Here is a 15635-nt window from a genome sequence, read left to right on the forward strand (position 1 = left end):
GATCGGCATGATTTTGTTGCTGACCATCAAAGCCCAGCACTCGATCCGCTATATGGAGGACTTTTTTAATGATACGGCGACCACCGAGATCTACACCGAGGGCGTGATGTCCGCCCCCCGCGTCGTCGATCAGCCGAAAGACGACACACCATGAGCCGATTTTTCCCGCATCCGCTCTTGTCCTTGGCACTGACCGCCATGTGGCTGCTGCTGACCCGGTTTTCGCTGGGAAATCTGCTGCTTGGTGCGGCCATTGCCCTGATCGCAGGCTGGGCCATGGGGGCGTTGCATCCACGACGGGTGCGCTTGCGGCGCTGGGATCTGCTGGCAAAACTGCTTTGCATCGTGACTTGGGACATATTGAAATCCAACGCCACTGTCGCTTGGGCAATCCTGACCAATGGCCGTGGCGGCAAGCGCCGCTCTGGTTTTGTCTGCATCCCGCTGGAGTTGCGCAGCATCAATGGCTTGGCGCTGCTTGCCATCATCCTGACCGCCACGCCCGGCACCGCATGGCTAGAGCATGATCAGGACAGCGGGCTTTTGCTGCTGCATGTGTTCGATCTGCGCGATGGCGATGATTGGTCGGGACTGATCCGCAACCGCTACGAAGCCCCCCTTCTGGAGATTTTCGGATGAGCGCCGCCATCTTGTTCGCAGCCCTCAGCTTTGCGCAGATCAGTCTCGCACTGGCGGCGGGCTGCGCGTGCTATCGTATCATCCGTGGCCCGCGCGCCCAAGACCGGGTGATTGGCGTTGATACGCTGTACGTCACGGCGATGCTGCTGTTCCTTGTCACCGGCATGCGCACCAACAGCAGCTTTTTCTTCGAGGCCGCGATGGTGATCGGCGTGCTCGGCTTTGTTGCGACCGTGGCTATGGCGAAATTCCTGCTGCGTGGCGAGGTGATCGAATGAGCCATCTTGAAACCGTCCCGCTCTGGCTTGCGATCCCGGTGGGGCTGCTGTTGGTTCTGGGCAGCGGGCTGACCCTGCTCGGCACCATCGGCCTTGTGCAACTTAAAAGCTTTTACGACCGCCTGCATGCGCCGACCTTGGGCACGGGCTGGGGCATGGCGGCAATCGTGCTGGCCTCGATCTTGCTGTTCTCGTGGCTGGAAGGTCGCCCCTCGCTGCACGAGGCCGTGATCGCGGTGTTCGTGATGATCACCACGCCTGTCACCATGATGATGCTGGGCCGCGCCGCACTCCACCGCGACCGCAAGGAAAACGCGCCAGAACTGCCAGAGATTGCCCGCAGAACCTTGGGCGAAGACACACCCTGACCGCGCCGCAGGTGCAGGGCGTTGATCAGCCCGCAAGGTGCAGCAATGCTGAAGGCGCGGCTGACGGGCGCGCCCAAGCACCGCCACCCGCCAGAGCCGCCCACAACAGGCTGACAGGCCCGCGCTTAACCCTTGGCCTCAAGCGCCGCCAAACGCGCCGCAAGCGCCATATTCTCTTCGCGAGCCTTCTGCGCCATCAGCCGCACCGCGTCGAATTCCTCGCGGGTTACGAAATCACGATCCGCCATCCAGCGATCAACGAAGCCCTTCATCGCGGTCTCCGCCTCAGACTTGGCACCCTGCGCCACGCCCATCGCATTGGTCATCAACTTGGACATATCGTCGAAGAATTTGTTTCCGGCCGTCATCAGGGGCCTCCTTTCGCTAGCCTTCTATATGAGCCGCCCCGCCCCCACGCACAAGGCACGTCACACAAGAAGGCGATCTGACGCATTGCCGCGTTGACATAGCCGCCCGGCTTGCCGACAACGCGCAAGCAACTGCAGGAAACCGCATGTCCTATATTCCGTTCCCGTCATGGCTCTCGCCGGATATTTTCTCGATCCCCTTGGGGCCGATGAGCCTGACTTTGCGCTGGTATGCCTTGGCCTATATCGCGGGCCTGCTGCTGGGCTGGAAGCTGATCGTTCACATGATCAACACGCCGCGGCTGTGGTCCGGCCCGGCCCCGATGACCGCCGAGCAGGTCGAGCGTCTGCTGACATGGGTGATCTTTGGCGTCATCGCAGGCGGGCGCTTGGGCTATGTGATCTTCTACCAGCCCGGCCATTTTCTGCAAAACCCCAGCGAAATCCTGCGGGTCTGGGAAGGCGGCATGTCCTTCCACGGTGGCTTCCTTGGCGTGATGGTTGCGGGCATCTGGTTTTGCAAGCGCGAGAAAATCCCGATGCTGCCCGCCGCCGATCTGATGGCTGCCGTGGTGCCGATTGGCCTTTTGCTGGGCCGCCTTGCCAATTTTGTGAATGCTGAACTCTGGGGCAGGCCCACCGATCTGCCGTGGGGCGTGGCTTTTCCCGGCGAGGCCGCGCAAACCTGCCCCGGTCTGCTGACGATCTGCGCCCGTCATCCCAGCCAGCTTTACGAAGCAGCGCTGGAAGGTCTGATCCTGCTGATCCTCCTTAGCCTGTTGGTCTGGCGCTATGATTGGCTGAAAACCCCGGGGAAAATCGCGGGTCTGTTTTTCGCGGGCTATGGAGTGTCGCGCTTTTTGGTCGAATTCGTCCGCCAACCCGACGCGCAATTCGTCTCGGAGGGCAACCCGCTGGGCCTTGCCTTTCACGTTGCAGGTTACGGGCTGACCATGGGCCAGATCCTGACCCTGCCGATGATCGCGGCAGGCATCTGGTTCATCGCCCGCGCCAAACCCGTGGCCCTCCCGCCCCCGGCGACCACTGCCGCATGACCCCGCTCGCCGCCCTGCTGATCCAACGCATAAGGGCCAGCGGCCCGATCACGCTGGCCGAATATATGGCTGACTGCCTGCTGCACCCGCAGCACGGCTACTATGCCACCCGCGATCCGTTCGGCGCATCGGGTGATTTCACCACCGCGCCCGAGATCAGCCAAATGTTTGGCGAGTTGTTGGGCCTTTGCCTTGCGCAAAGCTGGCTTGACCAAGGCGCACCCGCCCGCTTCACTTTGGCCGAGCTTGGCCCCGGTCGCGGCACCCTGATGGCCGACGTTTTGCGCGCGACCCAACGTGTGCCCGGCTTTCATGCCGCAGCCGAAGTGCTGCTGGTCGAGGCCTCGGCCACCCTACGCGCCCGCCAGCGCAGCACTTTGGGCGAACATCCGGTGCGGTGGACCGACCAGTTGCCCTCGGGCGACACCCCGCTTTACTTCATCGCGAACGAATTCTTCGACGCCCTGCCAATTCGCCAATTCACCCGGACGCCAGAAGGCTGGTCGGAAACCCTGATCGGCCTTGCGAACCACCAGCTCTGCATGGGCAAATCAGCGCCTGCGCCGATTGCCTTGCTGGATCATCGCCTTGCCGATACCGCCCCCGGCGATGTGATTGAGATCTGCCCCGCAGCCCCCGCCATCGCGCAAACCATCGCCGCCCAGATCGAAAGCCACGGTGGCGCGGCGTTGATCCTTGACTATGGCGATTGGATCTCACGCGGGGATACGTTTCAGGCCCTGCAAGCTCACCGCTTCACCGATCCGCTCGCCGATCCCGGCAATGCAGACCTGACCGCCCATGTCGATTTCGCGGCCCTTGCCAGCGCTGCCAAATCCTACGCCTACACCACCCAAGCGCAGTTTCTCACTGCACTTGGCATCGAGCACCGCGCCGCCCAACTGGCCGCAAAGCTGCAGGGCGAGGCCCTTGCCCAGCATAATGCCGCCACGCGCCGCTTGACCGCGCCCGAGGAAATGGGAAAGCTGTTCAAAGCCCTTGCGCTGTTTCCATCCTATGCCGCCAAGCCCCCCGGATTTTCCTGATGCTCGAAATCATCACCTCTGACGCCCTGAGCCCCCGCCACGGGTTTTTCACCCGCAAAGGCGGTGCGTCCTCTGGCATCTTTGCCGGGCTGAACTGCGGCACCGGATCGACCGATCAGGCCGAAGCGGTGGCGATCAACCGTACCCGCGTCGCCGAGGCGCTGGATTTGGCGCCCGATCATCTGGTCTCTGTGCATCAGGTCCATTCACCAGACGCCTTGGCCGTGACAGCGCCGCTGAAATTGCGGCCACAAGCCGATGCGATGGTCACCGCCACCCCCGGCCTTGGCCTTGCGATCCTGACCGCCGATTGCCAACCCGTGCTGTTCGCCGATGCCAAAGCAGGCGTGATCGGGGCCGCGCATGCGGGGTGGCGCGGCGCAAAAGAGGGCGTGCTGGAAGCCACCATTGACGCGATGGAAGCCCTTGGTGCCACCCGCGCCAATATCGCTGCTGTGATCGGCCCCTGCATCAGCCAATCCGCCTACGAGGTCGGACCAGAGTTTTTTGAAAGCTTTACCGACGATACCCCCGAAACGCGCCGCTTCTTCGCCCAAGGCAAAGCGGACCGCATGTTGTTCGACCTGCCCGGCTATGGGCTATGGCGGTTGCGCGCCGCGGGTGTCGGCCATGCCGAATGGACCCGGCATTGCACGTTTTCCGATGCGTCGCGGTTCTTTTCATACCGCCGCACCACCCATGCAGGCGAGGCCGACTATGGTCGTCTGCTGTCGGTGATCCGGCTGTAAGCCTCTGCGAAAGCTAGCCACTGGTTGCCGCAATTCACCACAAACTTTCCTTAATCCCCCCTGCTTCCAGTCCAATCCTTGCCGCAAATTCCGGTCAGATTGTCTCCAACGCATGAACAAACCTGCAAAGGATGCCTCTGATGAAAAAACAACCGCGCTGGATGAAATCCGCAATCGCCGCCAGCACCGAGCCGCAAGTGGCGCTGCCTTGGGCCCGCGGCCAACGCCGCCGCCCCGAAGCGGTGAAGGCAGAGGTCAAACCGCGCGCACTCGCCGCCCGCTAATACACCGACCCAAGAACATCGACCCAAAACCATTGGCCCACAAAGGCCCGATTCGCAGACACGCCGAGGGAACAACCCCCGGCGTTTTTTCATTTTCCAACATACAACCACAAGATTTCACCGCATCCCGCAACAATAGCGGCAATAGCATGAAGATCGACGCGCAACTGCGCGCCAATTAAGAATAAACTTTGACACGCAGTCGCGTTTCCGCCATCTTTGCTTCACAGATGTCCCTCTGTGAAAACAGGCGGTGGCGGGCGTGGTAAGACCTCTTGCAAAAGCAGGCTCCCCCCTCAGCGCACCAGTTCGGCCACAGCCGGATTGAGGATGATGCTCAGTTAAGGCGGCCCCGGTGTTCTCTGACACCATCAAGGGGCCGCCTAAACATTTGTGCAGACCCGTGGCACTGTGCAGAGCCGTGGCACTGTGCAGAGCCGTGGCACTGTGCAGAGCCGTGGCACCAAGCCGAATTCTGAAAGCAGAATTCGTGCACGTTTTCTGGCTTCAGAAAACGCCCCCCACTTGCCAGCCTCAGGCGTGTTTCGCCAGCCGCGCTTCCAGCACGTCAAACGGCAGACCCGGCTCGTCTTTGGCGCAGCGGATCACCAGCGAGGTTTTCACATTCGCCACATTCTCGGCCTTCAACAATTGCTCGGTCAGAAACGACTGAAAGCTGGACAGATCGGGCGCGACGCATTTCAGGATGAAATCAATCTCGCCGTTCAGCATATGGCACTCGCGCACCAGGGGCCACGCCCGACACCGGCCTTCAAAGGTTGACAGATCCGCCTCGGCCTGACTTTGCAGCCGCACCATCGCGAACACCTGCACCTCAAACCCCATCTCGCGCGCGTCAATATCGGCGTGATAGCCCTTGATATAGCCCGCCTCTTCCAACGTGCGCACCCGGCGCAGGCACGGCGGCGCGGAAATCCCCACCCGGCTGGCCAGTTCCACATTGGTCATCCGACCATCCGCCTGCAACTCTGCCAAAATGTGGCGGTCGATCGGATCGAGTTTGCTACCGGCCATGCGGGCCTCCTTTTTTGTCAGTATCTAGGCCGATGGCCTGCTTTGCGCAACATTCTTTCACAACCGCGCAAGATGTTTTCGCCAAACCCCGGCAGCCCGCACAATTCCGCCACCAGCACCACCGCCCCATCGCTGCGCCGCACAAGCCCGCCATGCGTTTGCCAGCCCTTCCCCCGCGCGTCGCCAGCGCATATATCAAGCCCCACACTCACCGGGGATGCACCATGACCACCACGCGCCACAGCAAAGTTCTGATCATAGGCTCCGGCCCGGCAGGCTACACCGCCGCCGTTTATGCCGCCCGTGCGATGCTGGAACCGATCCTTGTGCAGGGTCTGCAACCCGGCGGCCAGTTGACCATCACCACCGAGGTTGAAAACTGGCCCGGCGAAAAGCACATCCAAGGCCCGGATCTGATGATCAACATGCAGGCCCATGCCGAGGCGATGGGGGCCGAGGTGATCAGCGATTACATCACCAGCCTTGATCTGCAAAACCGCCCCTTCACCGCAAAAGCTGACAGCGGCACCACCTATACCGCCGATGCGGTCATCCTTGCCACGGGCGCGCAGGCGAAATGGCTCGGTCTGCCCTCGGAAGAGAAATACAAAGGCTTTGGTGTGTCGGCCTGTGCCACCTGCGACGGTTTCTTTTATCGCGGCAAAGAGGTCGTGGTGATTGGCGGCGGCAACACCGCCGTGGAAGAAGCGCTGTTCCTGACCAATTTTGCCACCAAAGTCACGCTGATCCATCGCCGCGATACGCTGCGCGCCGAAAAGATCATGCAAGACCGGCTGTTCAAACACCCCAAGATCGAAATGCTGTGGGACAGCGAAGTCACCGAAGTGCTGGGCAGCGACGCTCCGGCTTCGGTCACCGGCGTCCGCACCCGCAATCTGAAAACTGGGGAAGTCAAAGACGTGCCCTGCCATGGCTTTTTCGTCGCCATCGGCCACTCGCCCGCCTCAGAGCTGGTGAAAGACCAATTGCCGTTGTTTGAGGGCGGCTATGTCAAGGTTGAGGCAGGTTCGACCCGCACCGCCATCCCCGGCGTGTTTGCCGCAGGCGATCTGACCGACCACATTTACCGCCAAGCCGTCACCTCGGCGGGCATGGGCTGTATGGCGGCACTGGACGCGGAACGCTGGCTGCAAGAGCAAGCCGAGAACCAAGGTCTGGCAGAATAGCGCCGCCACGTTTATCCAACAAAAGGCCGCGCTATTTGCGCGGCCTTTTGCTTTTTCACGCATATCCTGCGGGGTTTTATTGGCCGGGTTTCAACGGCCCTGCGGCTTCAAGATCTGTCCCCGCTGGGACACACTTGTGTCTATTGGCCGGTTTTGCGCTTAAATCCACAACATATAGTGGTTGTGGCAGGTTTTCCATGCCATCAACCCGCGCAACGGATCAAAACGACGCATCACAGCAGATGCATCAATGCGCGTTGACCGGCGCCATATCGTGCTGCCGCGCCAATGAGAACGCCAGATCGCGGTCGGCGACTAAAGCCAGCTGCTCGCCATCCTCGCCATGCACCGCATAGACGGTTTTCATGCCGTTGATCTGTGCGCGAACCTTTTCCGGGAGGGTTTCTACCGCGATGGGACGCACGTAAACGATCCGGTCCGCAGCCTCATCAAGGCCATCAAATTTCACATCCATGACATTCTCTCCTTATTTACGGCCAATACGAATGGTCTGCACAATCGTGTCTGGCACCATCCGGCGCAGGTCGATATGCAACAGCCCGTGATCCAGATCGGCACCTGCAACCTCTACCCCATCCGCCAACACGAATGAGCGCTGGAACGCCCGCGCTGCGATGCCGCGATGCAGGAAAACCCGCTCGCCCAGATCATCACTTTGCCGACCGCGCACCACGAGCTGGCGATCTTCCACCGTAATCGCCAAATCTTCATCACGAAATCCGGCCACCGCGAGGGTGATGCGGTAGGTGTTCTCCGAGGTCGCCTCGATGTTAAAAGGCGGATAGCCCTCGGACGCGGTTTTCGCGGTGCGTTCTACCAAACGCTCCAGCTGTTCAAATCCCAAAAGAAAGGGATGCGCGCCAAAAGTAAGTTTCGTCATGACCGATGCCCTTTGCAACAAGCGACACTGAAGTGTCAGGCCCAGACAGCGGCACCCGACAAGATCAATATGGGGGCAGTCGGCATGGCCCGCAAGTAGGGCCAGTTTCAAGAAAACTTAAAGCCTGATGCAGAAATTTCGCACCGGAATCATCCGAATCACTGTATCCTTTGCGAAAGCCAAAAAGACTGGATACGGTCCTGCCATGAATGCCTCCTCCGAGATGAACTTTGAAGACATGCTCCGCGTAAAGCTGGAAGTGCTGCGGCGCGAGCATCGTGATCTGGATGAGGCTGTGCATGCACTGGAAACCAGCGGTCGCCCGGATATTCTGACGCTGCGGCGGCTGAAAAAGCAGAAATTGCAGATGAAAGACCAGATCGTGCGGATCGAAGATTTGCTGATCCCCAATCTGCTGGCCTGAACGCTGCCTGATTGGTGCGTGAAAAGCGCATCCTGTGCTTGAAGCGAAGGCTTTTCCTTGCCTCCCCCGCCTGCTTCGGTAAGAAGTCCGCATTGCGATGAAGTCCGCAGCAAATGCCGGAGGTGCCAATGACCGTTGATGTCGGGATCATCATGGGAAGCCAGTCAGACTGGCCGACGATGAAAGAAGCGGCCCTTGTGCTGGATCAACTTGGGATCAGCTATGAGACCAAGATCGTCTCGGCGCATCGCACCCCCGACCGACTTTGGGCCTATGGCAAAGCAGCGGCGGGCCGGGTGCAGGTGATCATCGCGGGCGCAGGTGGGGCGGCGCATTTGCCCGGCATGATGGCCAGCAAAACCCGCGTGCCAGTGATCGGGGTGCCGGTGCAAACCAAGGCTTTGTCGGGCGTCGACAGCCTGTATTCCATCGTGCAGATGCCAAAGGGCTATCCGGTTGCCACTATGGCGATCGGGGCTGCCGGGGCTGCCAATGCTGGCCTGCTGGCCGCAGGTATCCTTGCGCTGCAGGACGCAGCACTTGCCGCACGGCTGGATGCATGGCGCGATGCGCTCTCAGCCTCGATCCCAGAGGAGCCGAAAGATGAATAGCCTTCCCCTCGGGTCTTCAATCGGCATCCTTGGCGGCGGCCAGTTGGGCCGGATGCTGTCGGTTGCAGCGGCACGTCTGGGCTACAAGACCCATATTTTTGAGCCAAGCGCGCACCCGCCCGCGGCAGAGGTGGCCCATGCCGTCACCACCGCCGGTTATGATGACATCGCGGCTCTGCAAGCCTTTGCGGCTTCGGTCGATGTGATCACCTATGAATTCGAGAATATCCCCACCGCCGCGCTGGATGCTTTGGAGGCGCTGCGCCCCATTCGCCCCAACCGTCGCGCTTTGGCGATCTCGCAGGATCGTATCCTTGAGAAAGACTTCCTCACCAGCCTCGGTCTGACCTGCGCGCCCTATGCGGCGGTGCAAAGCCTGCCCGACCTAGAGGCCGCAATTGCGACAATCGGCACGCCTGCGATCCTGAAAACCACGCGGCTCGGCTATGACGGCAAGGGGCAGGCGCGGATCAAGACGGCGGAGGATGCGGCAGAGGCCCATGCCAGCATGAAGGGGGCGGCTTCGGTGTTGGAGGGCTTTATCAGCTTCAGCCACGAGGTTTCGGTGATCGCGGCGCGGGGGCTTGATGGGTCAGTCGCGTGCTATGATCCGGGCGAGAACGTGCATAAAGACGGCATCCTGCACACCACCACCCTGCCCGCGAAATTGTCGCCTTCGCTGCGGTCCGACGCGATTTTGCTCGCCGCCCGCATCCTGAACGCGCTGGATTATGTTGGCGTGATGGGGGTGGAGTTGTTCGTGACGCCGCAGGGTCTGATCGTCAATGAAATCGCGCCTCGGGTGCATAATTCGGGGCATTGGACCCAGAATGGCTGCGCTGTCGATCAGTTTGAGCAGCATATCCGCGCGGTGGCGGGGCTGCCGTTGGGTGATGGCGCGCGACATTCTGATGTGGTGATGGAAAACCTGATCGGCGATGATATCGCGCGTTTGCCGCAGATTTTGCGCGAGAATGACTGCGCGGTGCATCTGTATGGCAAGGCCGAGGCGCGGGCTGGGCGCAAGATGGGCCATGTCAACCGGGTGATCCGCAAAGGCTGATGTCCACGCGTGGACAGGCTTGGCACTTGTGCAAAATCAACGGGTTAGGCTGGGGTGCTTAACGATTTGTTAAGGTTTGGCCTGTGGCGAGGGCGCAAGCCTCCGGCGGGGATATTTTTGCAGAGAGGATGACCGGGGCCCAGCGCATTGAGAGGTCGGGCTGGCCCAGTCAAACGGGTTTTACGAGCAGACCACGGCGATCACCATGAATTTGCAGGTCGGCTTTTTCTTCACCGGGGCTGCGGCAACGGGGGCTGCGGCTTTCTTGGTCGTGGTGGCCTTTTTGGTGGTCGTGGCCGCTTTCTTGGTGCTGGCTTTCGGTTGCGATTTGGTCGGGGCTTTCACCGCCACTGCGGCCTTTTCGCAGGTGTTTTCCGGCTCGGCCAACAAGGCGCGATAGACCGCCTCGGTCGGCTCCATCTCGCCCGGTTCGACCTTTTTGGCATCATAGTAGGCTGCCATCGCGCGGCGCGATCCATTGCCCCAATCGCCATCAACCCGCATGCCATAGCAGCCGATGCGGTCAAGCTCTGTCTGCACGCCAAGCGCCAGATTTTCGGGCAGGGCTGCGTTCAAGCTGCGGGTGTCACTGTCCAGAGAAGCCAGTTGCGTATCCGCAACCGTTTGACCGATCACGGTAATTCCCGGCGGTGGCACAAGCGCTGTGTTCTGATCTGCCACCACCTCAAACTCTGGCAGGGCCTCTTCCACGGCAGGCTCTGCACCCGGCACGAAATAGAACTGCTCGCGCAGCGACGATTGCTCCCACGGGGTCTGCTTGCCGCTGGTCGCAGTCTCGACATCATTGCGGACTTTGATCATCAGATCAGAGATGTTCTGCCCCGGCTTGGTAATATGCGCGAGCAGAGCGGCGGTGAACGGGCTGTTCAGCGCGCCATCGGTCTTGTCCCACGCCACCTGACCGGGAGCGGTCGCAAAGGCCACAAACGTGCCAGCACCGCCGTCAAACTGCGCCAACCCACCATCGCTTGCGACCGATCGCACCGCCTCTGGCAAGGGATTGTCGCGGCAGGCGTCGATGAACAGCAACAGCTGATTGGTCTTCCCTTTCAAAGCCTTGGCAATATCATCCAAGCGCCATGTTTCGGAATCGAGCGCCTTGGCATCGGCCAATCGCGCATTCACAGGCACCAGATGGTTGACGCCATCTTTCTGAAACGCATGGCCCGCGTAATAGAACAAAACCGTGTCGGCCTGATCCACCTGACTGGTAAAGGTGCCCAAAACCGCCTGAAACACCGCTGGCCCCACATCGGTCAGCAACGTCACTTCAAAGCCCAGATCGCGCAGCGCGTTGGACACCGCTTGCGCATCATCCACTGGCGTGTTCAGGCCCGGAAGCTGCGTGTATGCCTGATTGCCGACCACCAAAGCCAGCTTGCGGCCCGCAGCATCTGCCACCGCAGGCAACATCGCCAGCGAAAGCACGCCAAACAGGCACAACCGCAGAAATTGCGCAACGCGATCAAACATCAGCCTGAACCTATCCGTGAAATATCTGCAGAGTTTAGCAGAAAACCCGGTTTCGGCAAAGCGTTCTGTTGCCAGCCCGGCGACAGCTTAGGCTTCGGGCGAATCCGTATCGACGCCGCCCGCCTGTTTTTGCGCGCGGGCCTGCGTGGCCAAAGCCTCATACCGCTTGCGAAAGCCTTCCAGCGCGCGCTCGTCCAGCTCTTCCAGATCAAGCAGGGCGTTATGCGCCCCCGCCGTGGCGCGGATCAATTCATCCAGTTTCAGCTGGATCGCCTGCGTGTCGCGGTTTTGGGTGTTCTGGATCAGAAACACCATAAGAAACGTCACAATCGTGGTGCCAGTGTTGATCACCAACTGCCAAGTGTCTGAAAAGTTGAACAAAGGGCCAGTGACGATCCAGACCACCACCACCCCCACCGCCAGCATGAAGGTGCTGGGACGGCCGCAATAGCGCGCCACCACCTTGGCCAATTCCGTATATCCCAAAGCGGCCATGGCGTTACTCCTTGCCCAAAGCGATGCCCACCGCATCGGTATAGCTTAAGTCATGGTCAAAGCGCCCGGTGTCGAGGAAAATCCCGGTCTGCGCGATCACAACCGGGTTCAGCATCATGAATGTATGCGTCACCGGCAAGGTGATCTGGTCGGCCATCCCCGCCAGATAGGTGCTTTCGACCGAGACTTTGCCATCGTCCGGCCCCGGAATCACCACCGAGGTGATCGGGTTCAGCGACTGATCTCCGGCGATGATGCCAACCTGATAATCCGGCGCGGGCAAGGCGTGCGGCACTGCCGCCGCATCGGTGCCCAGTTGCAATCCCGCCGGGCCGTTCATCCACTCGAACGCCGCGATCTCGCCAAAGGCATCGACCAGTTCCGATCCGTGGTTGGGCGGCGCCAGCATCACCACCCGGCCCATCACGCCGGGTTTATGATTGGCCAGCCAATAGCGCGCCAAAATCCCGCCCATCGAATGGGTGACGAAATCAACCTTTGCGCCTTTGGGGCATTGTGCCACCCGCCACCCCACCCCTGCCGCCAATTCTGCAATCGGCGCTTGGGTCGAGGGATAGCTTTCGTTGATCACCCTGTGGCCCTTGGCTTCGAGTGCTGCCTGCATCGCAATCAACGAGGTTTCGGTGCGCGCCAGCCCGTGCAACAGCACAACGCAATCGGCCTGTGCGGGAAAACTCTGCGCAATCGCGGTCAAACAGAAGAAAACTAACGTGCATTTCATCGCCGCATTAAAGCGCATCTGTTGTGCAGGGCAAGCAAGGTTTCTGACTTGTGGCTGCACAGTGTGGTGTTAGACATCGGGCGTCCGAGCGCTGTTTCGGACATTCTCAGGGCGGGGCGCAATTCCCCACCGGCGGTATAGCCCGCGAGCGCCACTGGCCTTTGGTCAGTGGGACAGCAGATCCGGTGTAACTCCGGGGCCGACGGTATAGTCCGGATGCAAGAGAATCTGCGCAGCCTGTCCGCGTCGCGGCATGGGTTTTGGCGCAGCATATCCCCCTGATTGATGTTGGTCTTGAAGGAGGACAGACATGGATCAGACGACCAATGCACCGCTGAAAGGTGCCGTGTTCATGGTGCTGGCGGGCATCGCCTTTGCAAGCGCCAATGCGATCACCTGGACCGTGACTTATAAGATGGGCTTCAAGCCGCAGTCGGATGCATTCTGGCAATATGCGATTGCGACGGTGTTTTCGCTGCCCTTGATCTGGCGTCAGGGCGCTGCCAGCCTGAAGACCCGTCATCCGCTGCTGCACGGTTTGCGCATCCTGCTGTCGGTGCTGGGGGTGCAGGCCTTCACCCAGGCCTTCGCCGCAGGCATGGCACCTTGGCATGTCGTGGCATTGGTGATGACCTCGCCGTTCTTCGTGCTGATCGGGGCTGCGGTGTTTTTGCGCGAGCATGTCGGCGCGAACCGCTGGCTTGCGGCGGTGATCGGCTTTTCGGGCGCAATGATCCTGCTGCGCCCTTGGGAAGGCGGGCTGAGTGCTGCCAGCCTCTACCCGATCGCCGCCGCGATCTGCTGGGGTGGCGCCTCGCTGATCACCAAACGCCTCACCCGATCCGAGCCGCAAGCCGCCATCACCTTGTGGCTGCTGCTGCTGCTGACCCCGATCAACGGGCTGTTCTCGCTGCAGGCAGGGTTTGAAATGCCCACCGGGGCGGTGCTTGGCCTGCTGATCCTCGGCGGTGCGATCATGTTTGCAGCCCAGCATTTCCTGACGCTTGCCTATGCCGCAGCCGATGCAGGCTTTGTTCAACCCTTTGATGATCTGAAACTATTCTCCAACATCGCGGTCAGCTGGCTGGTGCTGGGCTTCGCCCCCGAGGGGGCCTATTGGCTGGGTGTGGCGCTGATCCTTGCAGGCTCGCTGTATCTGCTGTGGTCAGAGCGGCAGCTGCAAACTTCCCCTGCGGCAGGATAAGCCCTTGACCTTGCCCGACATGGCCTTCAGCTTAAGGGCCATGTCAAAACGCCCGACCCGCCTCGCCACCCGTGCGCTGATCTTGCATGAAGATCGGTTGCTGCTGGTCAACGCCTATCCCGGTGGGCGCTCTGATCTGTGGTGCGCGCCGGGTGGCGGTGTGGAATCCGGCACATCCCTGCCCACCAACCTTGCCCGCGAAGTGCATGAAGAAACCGGGCTTTCCGTCCATGTCGGCCCCCCCGCCCTGATCAACGAGTTCCACGATCCGGTGTCGGGCTTTCATCAGGTGGATATCTTCTTTCGCTGCACCATCACGGCGGGGGCGATCAACGCAAGCTGGCGCGACCCCGAAGGCGTCGTCACCCAACGCCGGTTTTTCAGCCGTGCCGATCTGGAATCCGGCCGCATCCGTTTCAAGCCCGACAGCCTTCTGGCCACCGCCTGGGGCACCGGCATTCTGTATGATCCGCTGGAAGTCATCGTGCGATGACCCAGCCGTGATGCCCCACCCGCGATGAGCAGGGCCTTCGTCAAAGAAGGCGATGGCGCGCTCGACCCTTTGCCCGATCTGCCGCAATCGCCGCATCCAAACCACGTCACCCCACGCGGCCTTGCCGCCCTGCAAAGCCGCCTGCATGCGCTGCAAACCACACTTGCAGCGCTTAAATCCCGCACAGACCGCCTCGACAAACTGCCCGAAGCGGCAGCCGAGCGTGACATCCGCTACATCGAAGCCCGCCTGCGCACAGCCATCCTTCGCAATCCCGCAACCCTGCCGCTGACCGAAGCAGCCTTCGGCCTCTGCATCACCGTTGCCGATGAAGATGGCACCGAAACCCGCTACGAGATCACGGGCGAAGACGAAGCCGATGCGCGGCTGAACCGCATAACGCCACAATCCCCACTGGCCCGCGCCCTGCTGGGGGCGCAAATCGGTGACGAAGTGATCTGGCGCAAACCCTCGGGCGCAAGCCCGCTGACGATTGTCAAGATTGCCCATGCTGATCCGTAACCTTGATCCCGACCAAGACCGCGCCGCCCTGATCGCCCTGCAAACCGAGGCGCAAGATTACTGGCATCTGGCCGAAGGGGGCTGCAATCCCGTCGAAAAGGCCGCCGCGTTCTTCACCGATTGCCCGCCAAACTGCGACCCCGCCGACAGCCACCATCTTGGCCTGTTTCAGAACTACGCTGGCCAGCCTGTTCTGTCCGGCATCGCCGAACTCTCCTTCGGTTTTCCCACGCGCCAAGACGCCTATCTTGGCCTGATGCTGCTCGCCCCCCGCCTGCGCGGTCAAGGCGCGGGCGCGCTGTTGCTGACTGAGGTCGAACAGCGCGCCCGCGCCGCCGGATCGCCAAACCTGTATCTTGCGGTGCTCGACACCAACCCGCGTGGCCGCAGCTTTTGGCAGCGCGAAGGCTTCACGCCCACCGGCCTGTCTCGCCGCGACGCCGACAGCAGCATCCTGCTGCACAGGCTTTGCAAATCTTTGATTAAGCCGGCCGGATAATTGCCGAAGCCTCCGGTTGCGCGGAACGTCGCGGTCAGCACCTGAGCCTTTCAAGCCAAGCAAATCCCTTTGCATTGCTCTTTTTCAAATACTCAAAAAAAATCCCTGCATCGCACTTGACCTGCCACTGGTCTTTCATCCAGCCACGACCGGAGCCCGGTGGTCATTTACGCCTACT

At 60.9% G+C, this 15635-nt stretch carries 22 protein-coding genes and 1 riboswitch; of the genes, 15 read left to right on the forward strand and 7 right to left on the reverse strand.

The window, feature by feature from the left end; translation table 11 throughout:
- Positions 1–150 precede the first annotated feature (150 nt).
- Genes QQJ98_RS17200 through mnhG form a run of 3 tightly spaced genes read left to right on the forward strand, consistent with a single transcriptional unit; the run spans position 151 to position 1285 of the window.
- Positions 151–639: a Na+/H+ antiporter subunit E gene (locus tag QQJ98_RS17200; RefSeq protein WP_284326251.1), complete on the forward strand. Its 489-nt coding sequence runs from the start codon at positions 151–153 to the stop codon at positions 637–639.
- On the forward strand, positions 636–917 hold the full coding sequence (locus QQJ98_RS17205; RefSeq protein WP_284326250.1) for a K+/H+ antiporter subunit F: 282 nt from the start codon (positions 636–638) through the stop codon (positions 915–917). The genes QQJ98_RS17200 and QQJ98_RS17205 overlap by 4 nt, the downstream gene beginning before the upstream one ends.
- The gene (mnhG, locus tag QQJ98_RS17210; RefSeq protein ID WP_284326249.1) at positions 914–1285 is read left to right on the forward strand and encodes a monovalent cation/H(+) antiporter subunit G; all 372 of its coding nucleotides are present in this window, start codon (positions 914–916) and stop codon (positions 1283–1285) included. Before QQJ98_RS17205 ends, mnhG begins: the two co-directional genes overlap by 4 nt.
- A 125-nt stretch (positions 1286–1410) precedes the next feature.
- Here mnhG and QQJ98_RS17215 read toward each other — a convergent pair whose 3' ends face one another.
- Positions 1411–1653: an accessory factor UbiK family protein gene (locus QQJ98_RS17215; protein WP_284326248.1), complete on the reverse strand. Its 243-nt coding sequence runs from the start codon at positions 1651–1653 to the stop codon at positions 1411–1413.
- Between the two features lie 146 nt (positions 1654–1799).
- On the opposite strand from QQJ98_RS17215, the gene lgt reads away from it, so the two are divergent.
- The 4 genes from lgt (at position 1800) to QQJ98_RS17235 (ending at position 4787) form a co-directional block, all read left to right on the forward strand.
- Positions 1800–2708: a prolipoprotein diacylglyceryl transferase gene (lgt, locus tag QQJ98_RS17220; protein ID WP_284326247.1), complete on the forward strand. Its 909-nt coding sequence runs from the start codon at positions 1800–1802 to the stop codon at positions 2706–2708.
- Entirely contained in the window at positions 2705–3754 is a 1050-nt protein-coding gene (locus QQJ98_RS17225) for a class I SAM-dependent methyltransferase (RefSeq protein ID WP_284326246.1), read from the forward strand. The genes lgt and QQJ98_RS17225 overlap by 4 nt, the downstream gene beginning before the upstream one ends.
- On the forward strand, positions 3754–4503 hold the full coding sequence (gene pgeF, locus QQJ98_RS17230) for a peptidoglycan editing factor PgeF (protein WP_284326245.1): 750 nt from the start codon (positions 3754–3756) through the stop codon (positions 4501–4503). Before QQJ98_RS17225 ends, pgeF begins: the two co-directional genes overlap by 1 nt.
- A gap of 140 nt (positions 4504–4643) precedes the next feature.
- Positions 4644–4787 (forward strand): hypothetical protein, encoded by a 144-nt coding sequence (locus QQJ98_RS17235; RefSeq protein WP_284326244.1) that lies wholly within the window; start codon positions 4644–4646, stop codon positions 4785–4787.
- Positions 4788–5321: 534 nt separating this feature from the next.
- Here QQJ98_RS17235 and QQJ98_RS17240 read toward each other — a convergent pair.
- Positions 5322–5822, reverse strand: coding sequence for an Lrp/AsnC family transcriptional regulator (locus QQJ98_RS17240; protein ID WP_284326243.1), 501 nt, complete (start codon positions 5820–5822; stop codon positions 5322–5324).
- A 224-nt stretch (positions 5823–6046) separates the two neighbouring features.
- Here QQJ98_RS17240 and trxB point away from each other — a divergent pair, with 224 nt between their 5' ends.
- Positions 6047–7009, forward strand: coding sequence for a thioredoxin-disulfide reductase (gene trxB / locus QQJ98_RS17245; protein ID WP_284326242.1), 963 nt, complete (start codon positions 6047–6049; stop codon positions 7007–7009).
- A 247-nt stretch (positions 7010–7256) separates the two neighbouring features.
- Here the strand turns inward: trxB and QQJ98_RS17250 are convergent, their stop codons facing one another.
- Both QQJ98_RS17250 and QQJ98_RS17255 read right to left on the reverse strand, forming a co-directional pair.
- A complete protein-coding gene (locus QQJ98_RS17250; protein ID WP_284326241.1) occupies positions 7257–7484 on the reverse strand; it encodes a DUF1150 family protein in 228 nt (75 codons plus the stop codon).
- 12 nt (positions 7485–7496) lie between these two features.
- Positions 7497–7910: an Hsp20 family protein gene (locus QQJ98_RS17255; RefSeq protein ID WP_284326240.1), complete on the reverse strand. Its 414-nt coding sequence runs from the start codon at positions 7908–7910 to the stop codon at positions 7497–7499.
- Positions 7911–8115: 205 nt separating this feature from the next.
- On the opposite strand from QQJ98_RS17255, the gene QQJ98_RS17260 reads away from it, so the two are divergent.
- The 3 genes from QQJ98_RS17260 to QQJ98_RS17270 all read left to right on the forward strand — a co-directional run bounded on the left by QQJ98_RS17260 (position 8116) and on the right by QQJ98_RS17270 (position 10008).
- Positions 8116–8334, forward strand: a complete 219-nt coding sequence (locus QQJ98_RS17260; protein ID WP_284326239.1) for a YdcH family protein — start codon at positions 8116–8118, stop codon at positions 8332–8334.
- A gap of 128 nt (positions 8335–8462) precedes the next feature.
- A complete protein-coding gene (gene purE / locus QQJ98_RS17265) occupies positions 8463–8945 on the forward strand; it encodes a 5-(carboxyamino)imidazole ribonucleotide mutase (RefSeq protein WP_284326238.1) in 483 nt (160 codons plus the stop codon).
- Positions 8938–10008, forward strand: coding sequence for a 5-(carboxyamino)imidazole ribonucleotide synthase (locus QQJ98_RS17270; RefSeq protein ID WP_284326237.1), 1071 nt, complete (start codon positions 8938–8940; stop codon positions 10006–10008). The genes purE and QQJ98_RS17270 overlap by 8 nt, the downstream gene beginning before the upstream one ends.
- Positions 10009–10188: 180 nt before the next feature.
- On the opposite strand, the gene QQJ98_RS17275 is transcribed toward QQJ98_RS17270, so the two are convergent.
- From QQJ98_RS17275 to QQJ98_RS17285, 3 genes are all read right to left on the reverse strand, one after another.
- Positions 10189–11502, reverse strand: coding sequence for a caspase family protein (locus QQJ98_RS17275; protein ID WP_284326236.1), 1314 nt, complete (start codon positions 11500–11502; stop codon positions 10189–10191).
- A gap of 87 nt (positions 11503–11589) precedes the next feature.
- Positions 11590–11997, reverse strand: a complete 408-nt coding sequence (locus QQJ98_RS17280; protein WP_284326235.1) for a low affinity iron permease family protein — start codon at positions 11995–11997, stop codon at positions 11590–11592.
- Between the two features lie 4 nt (positions 11998–12001).
- Positions 12002–12739, reverse strand: a complete 738-nt coding sequence (locus QQJ98_RS17285; RefSeq protein WP_284326234.1) for an esterase/lipase family protein — start codon at positions 12737–12739, stop codon at positions 12002–12004.
- 98 nt (positions 12740–12837) lie between these two features.
- A riboswitch (FMN riboswitch) is annotated at positions 12838–12971 on the forward strand.
- A gap of 78 nt (positions 12972–13049) precedes the next feature.
- Between QQJ98_RS17285 and QQJ98_RS17290 the strand changes: the two genes are divergently transcribed.
- From QQJ98_RS17290 to QQJ98_RS17305, 4 genes are read left to right on the forward strand one after another with little or no spacing between them, the layout of a single operon-like run.
- A complete protein-coding gene (locus QQJ98_RS17290) occupies positions 13050–13943 on the forward strand; it encodes a DMT family transporter (RefSeq protein ID WP_284326233.1) in 894 nt (297 codons plus the stop codon).
- A 40-nt stretch (positions 13944–13983) separates the two neighbouring features.
- Positions 13984–14436: an NUDIX domain-containing protein gene (locus QQJ98_RS17295; protein WP_284326232.1), complete on the forward strand. Its 453-nt coding sequence runs from the start codon at positions 13984–13986 to the stop codon at positions 14434–14436.
- A 24-nt stretch (positions 14437–14460) separates the two neighbouring features.
- Complete coding sequence (locus QQJ98_RS17300; protein WP_284326231.1) at positions 14461–14958, forward strand: GreA/GreB family elongation factor; 498 nt, start codon at positions 14461–14463, stop codon at positions 14956–14958.
- Positions 14945–15457: a GNAT family N-acetyltransferase gene (locus QQJ98_RS17305; RefSeq protein ID WP_284326230.1), complete on the forward strand. Its 513-nt coding sequence runs from the start codon at positions 14945–14947 to the stop codon at positions 15455–15457. The genes QQJ98_RS17300 and QQJ98_RS17305 overlap by 14 nt, the downstream gene beginning before the upstream one ends.
- The last annotated feature ends 178 nt before the right edge of the window (positions 15458–15635 follow it).

Origin of the sequence: Cypionkella aquatica (assembly GCF_030161095.1) — a bacterium.
Classification (GTDB): domain Bacteria; phylum Pseudomonadota; class Alphaproteobacteria; order Rhodobacterales; family Rhodobacteraceae; genus Cypionkella; species Cypionkella aquatica.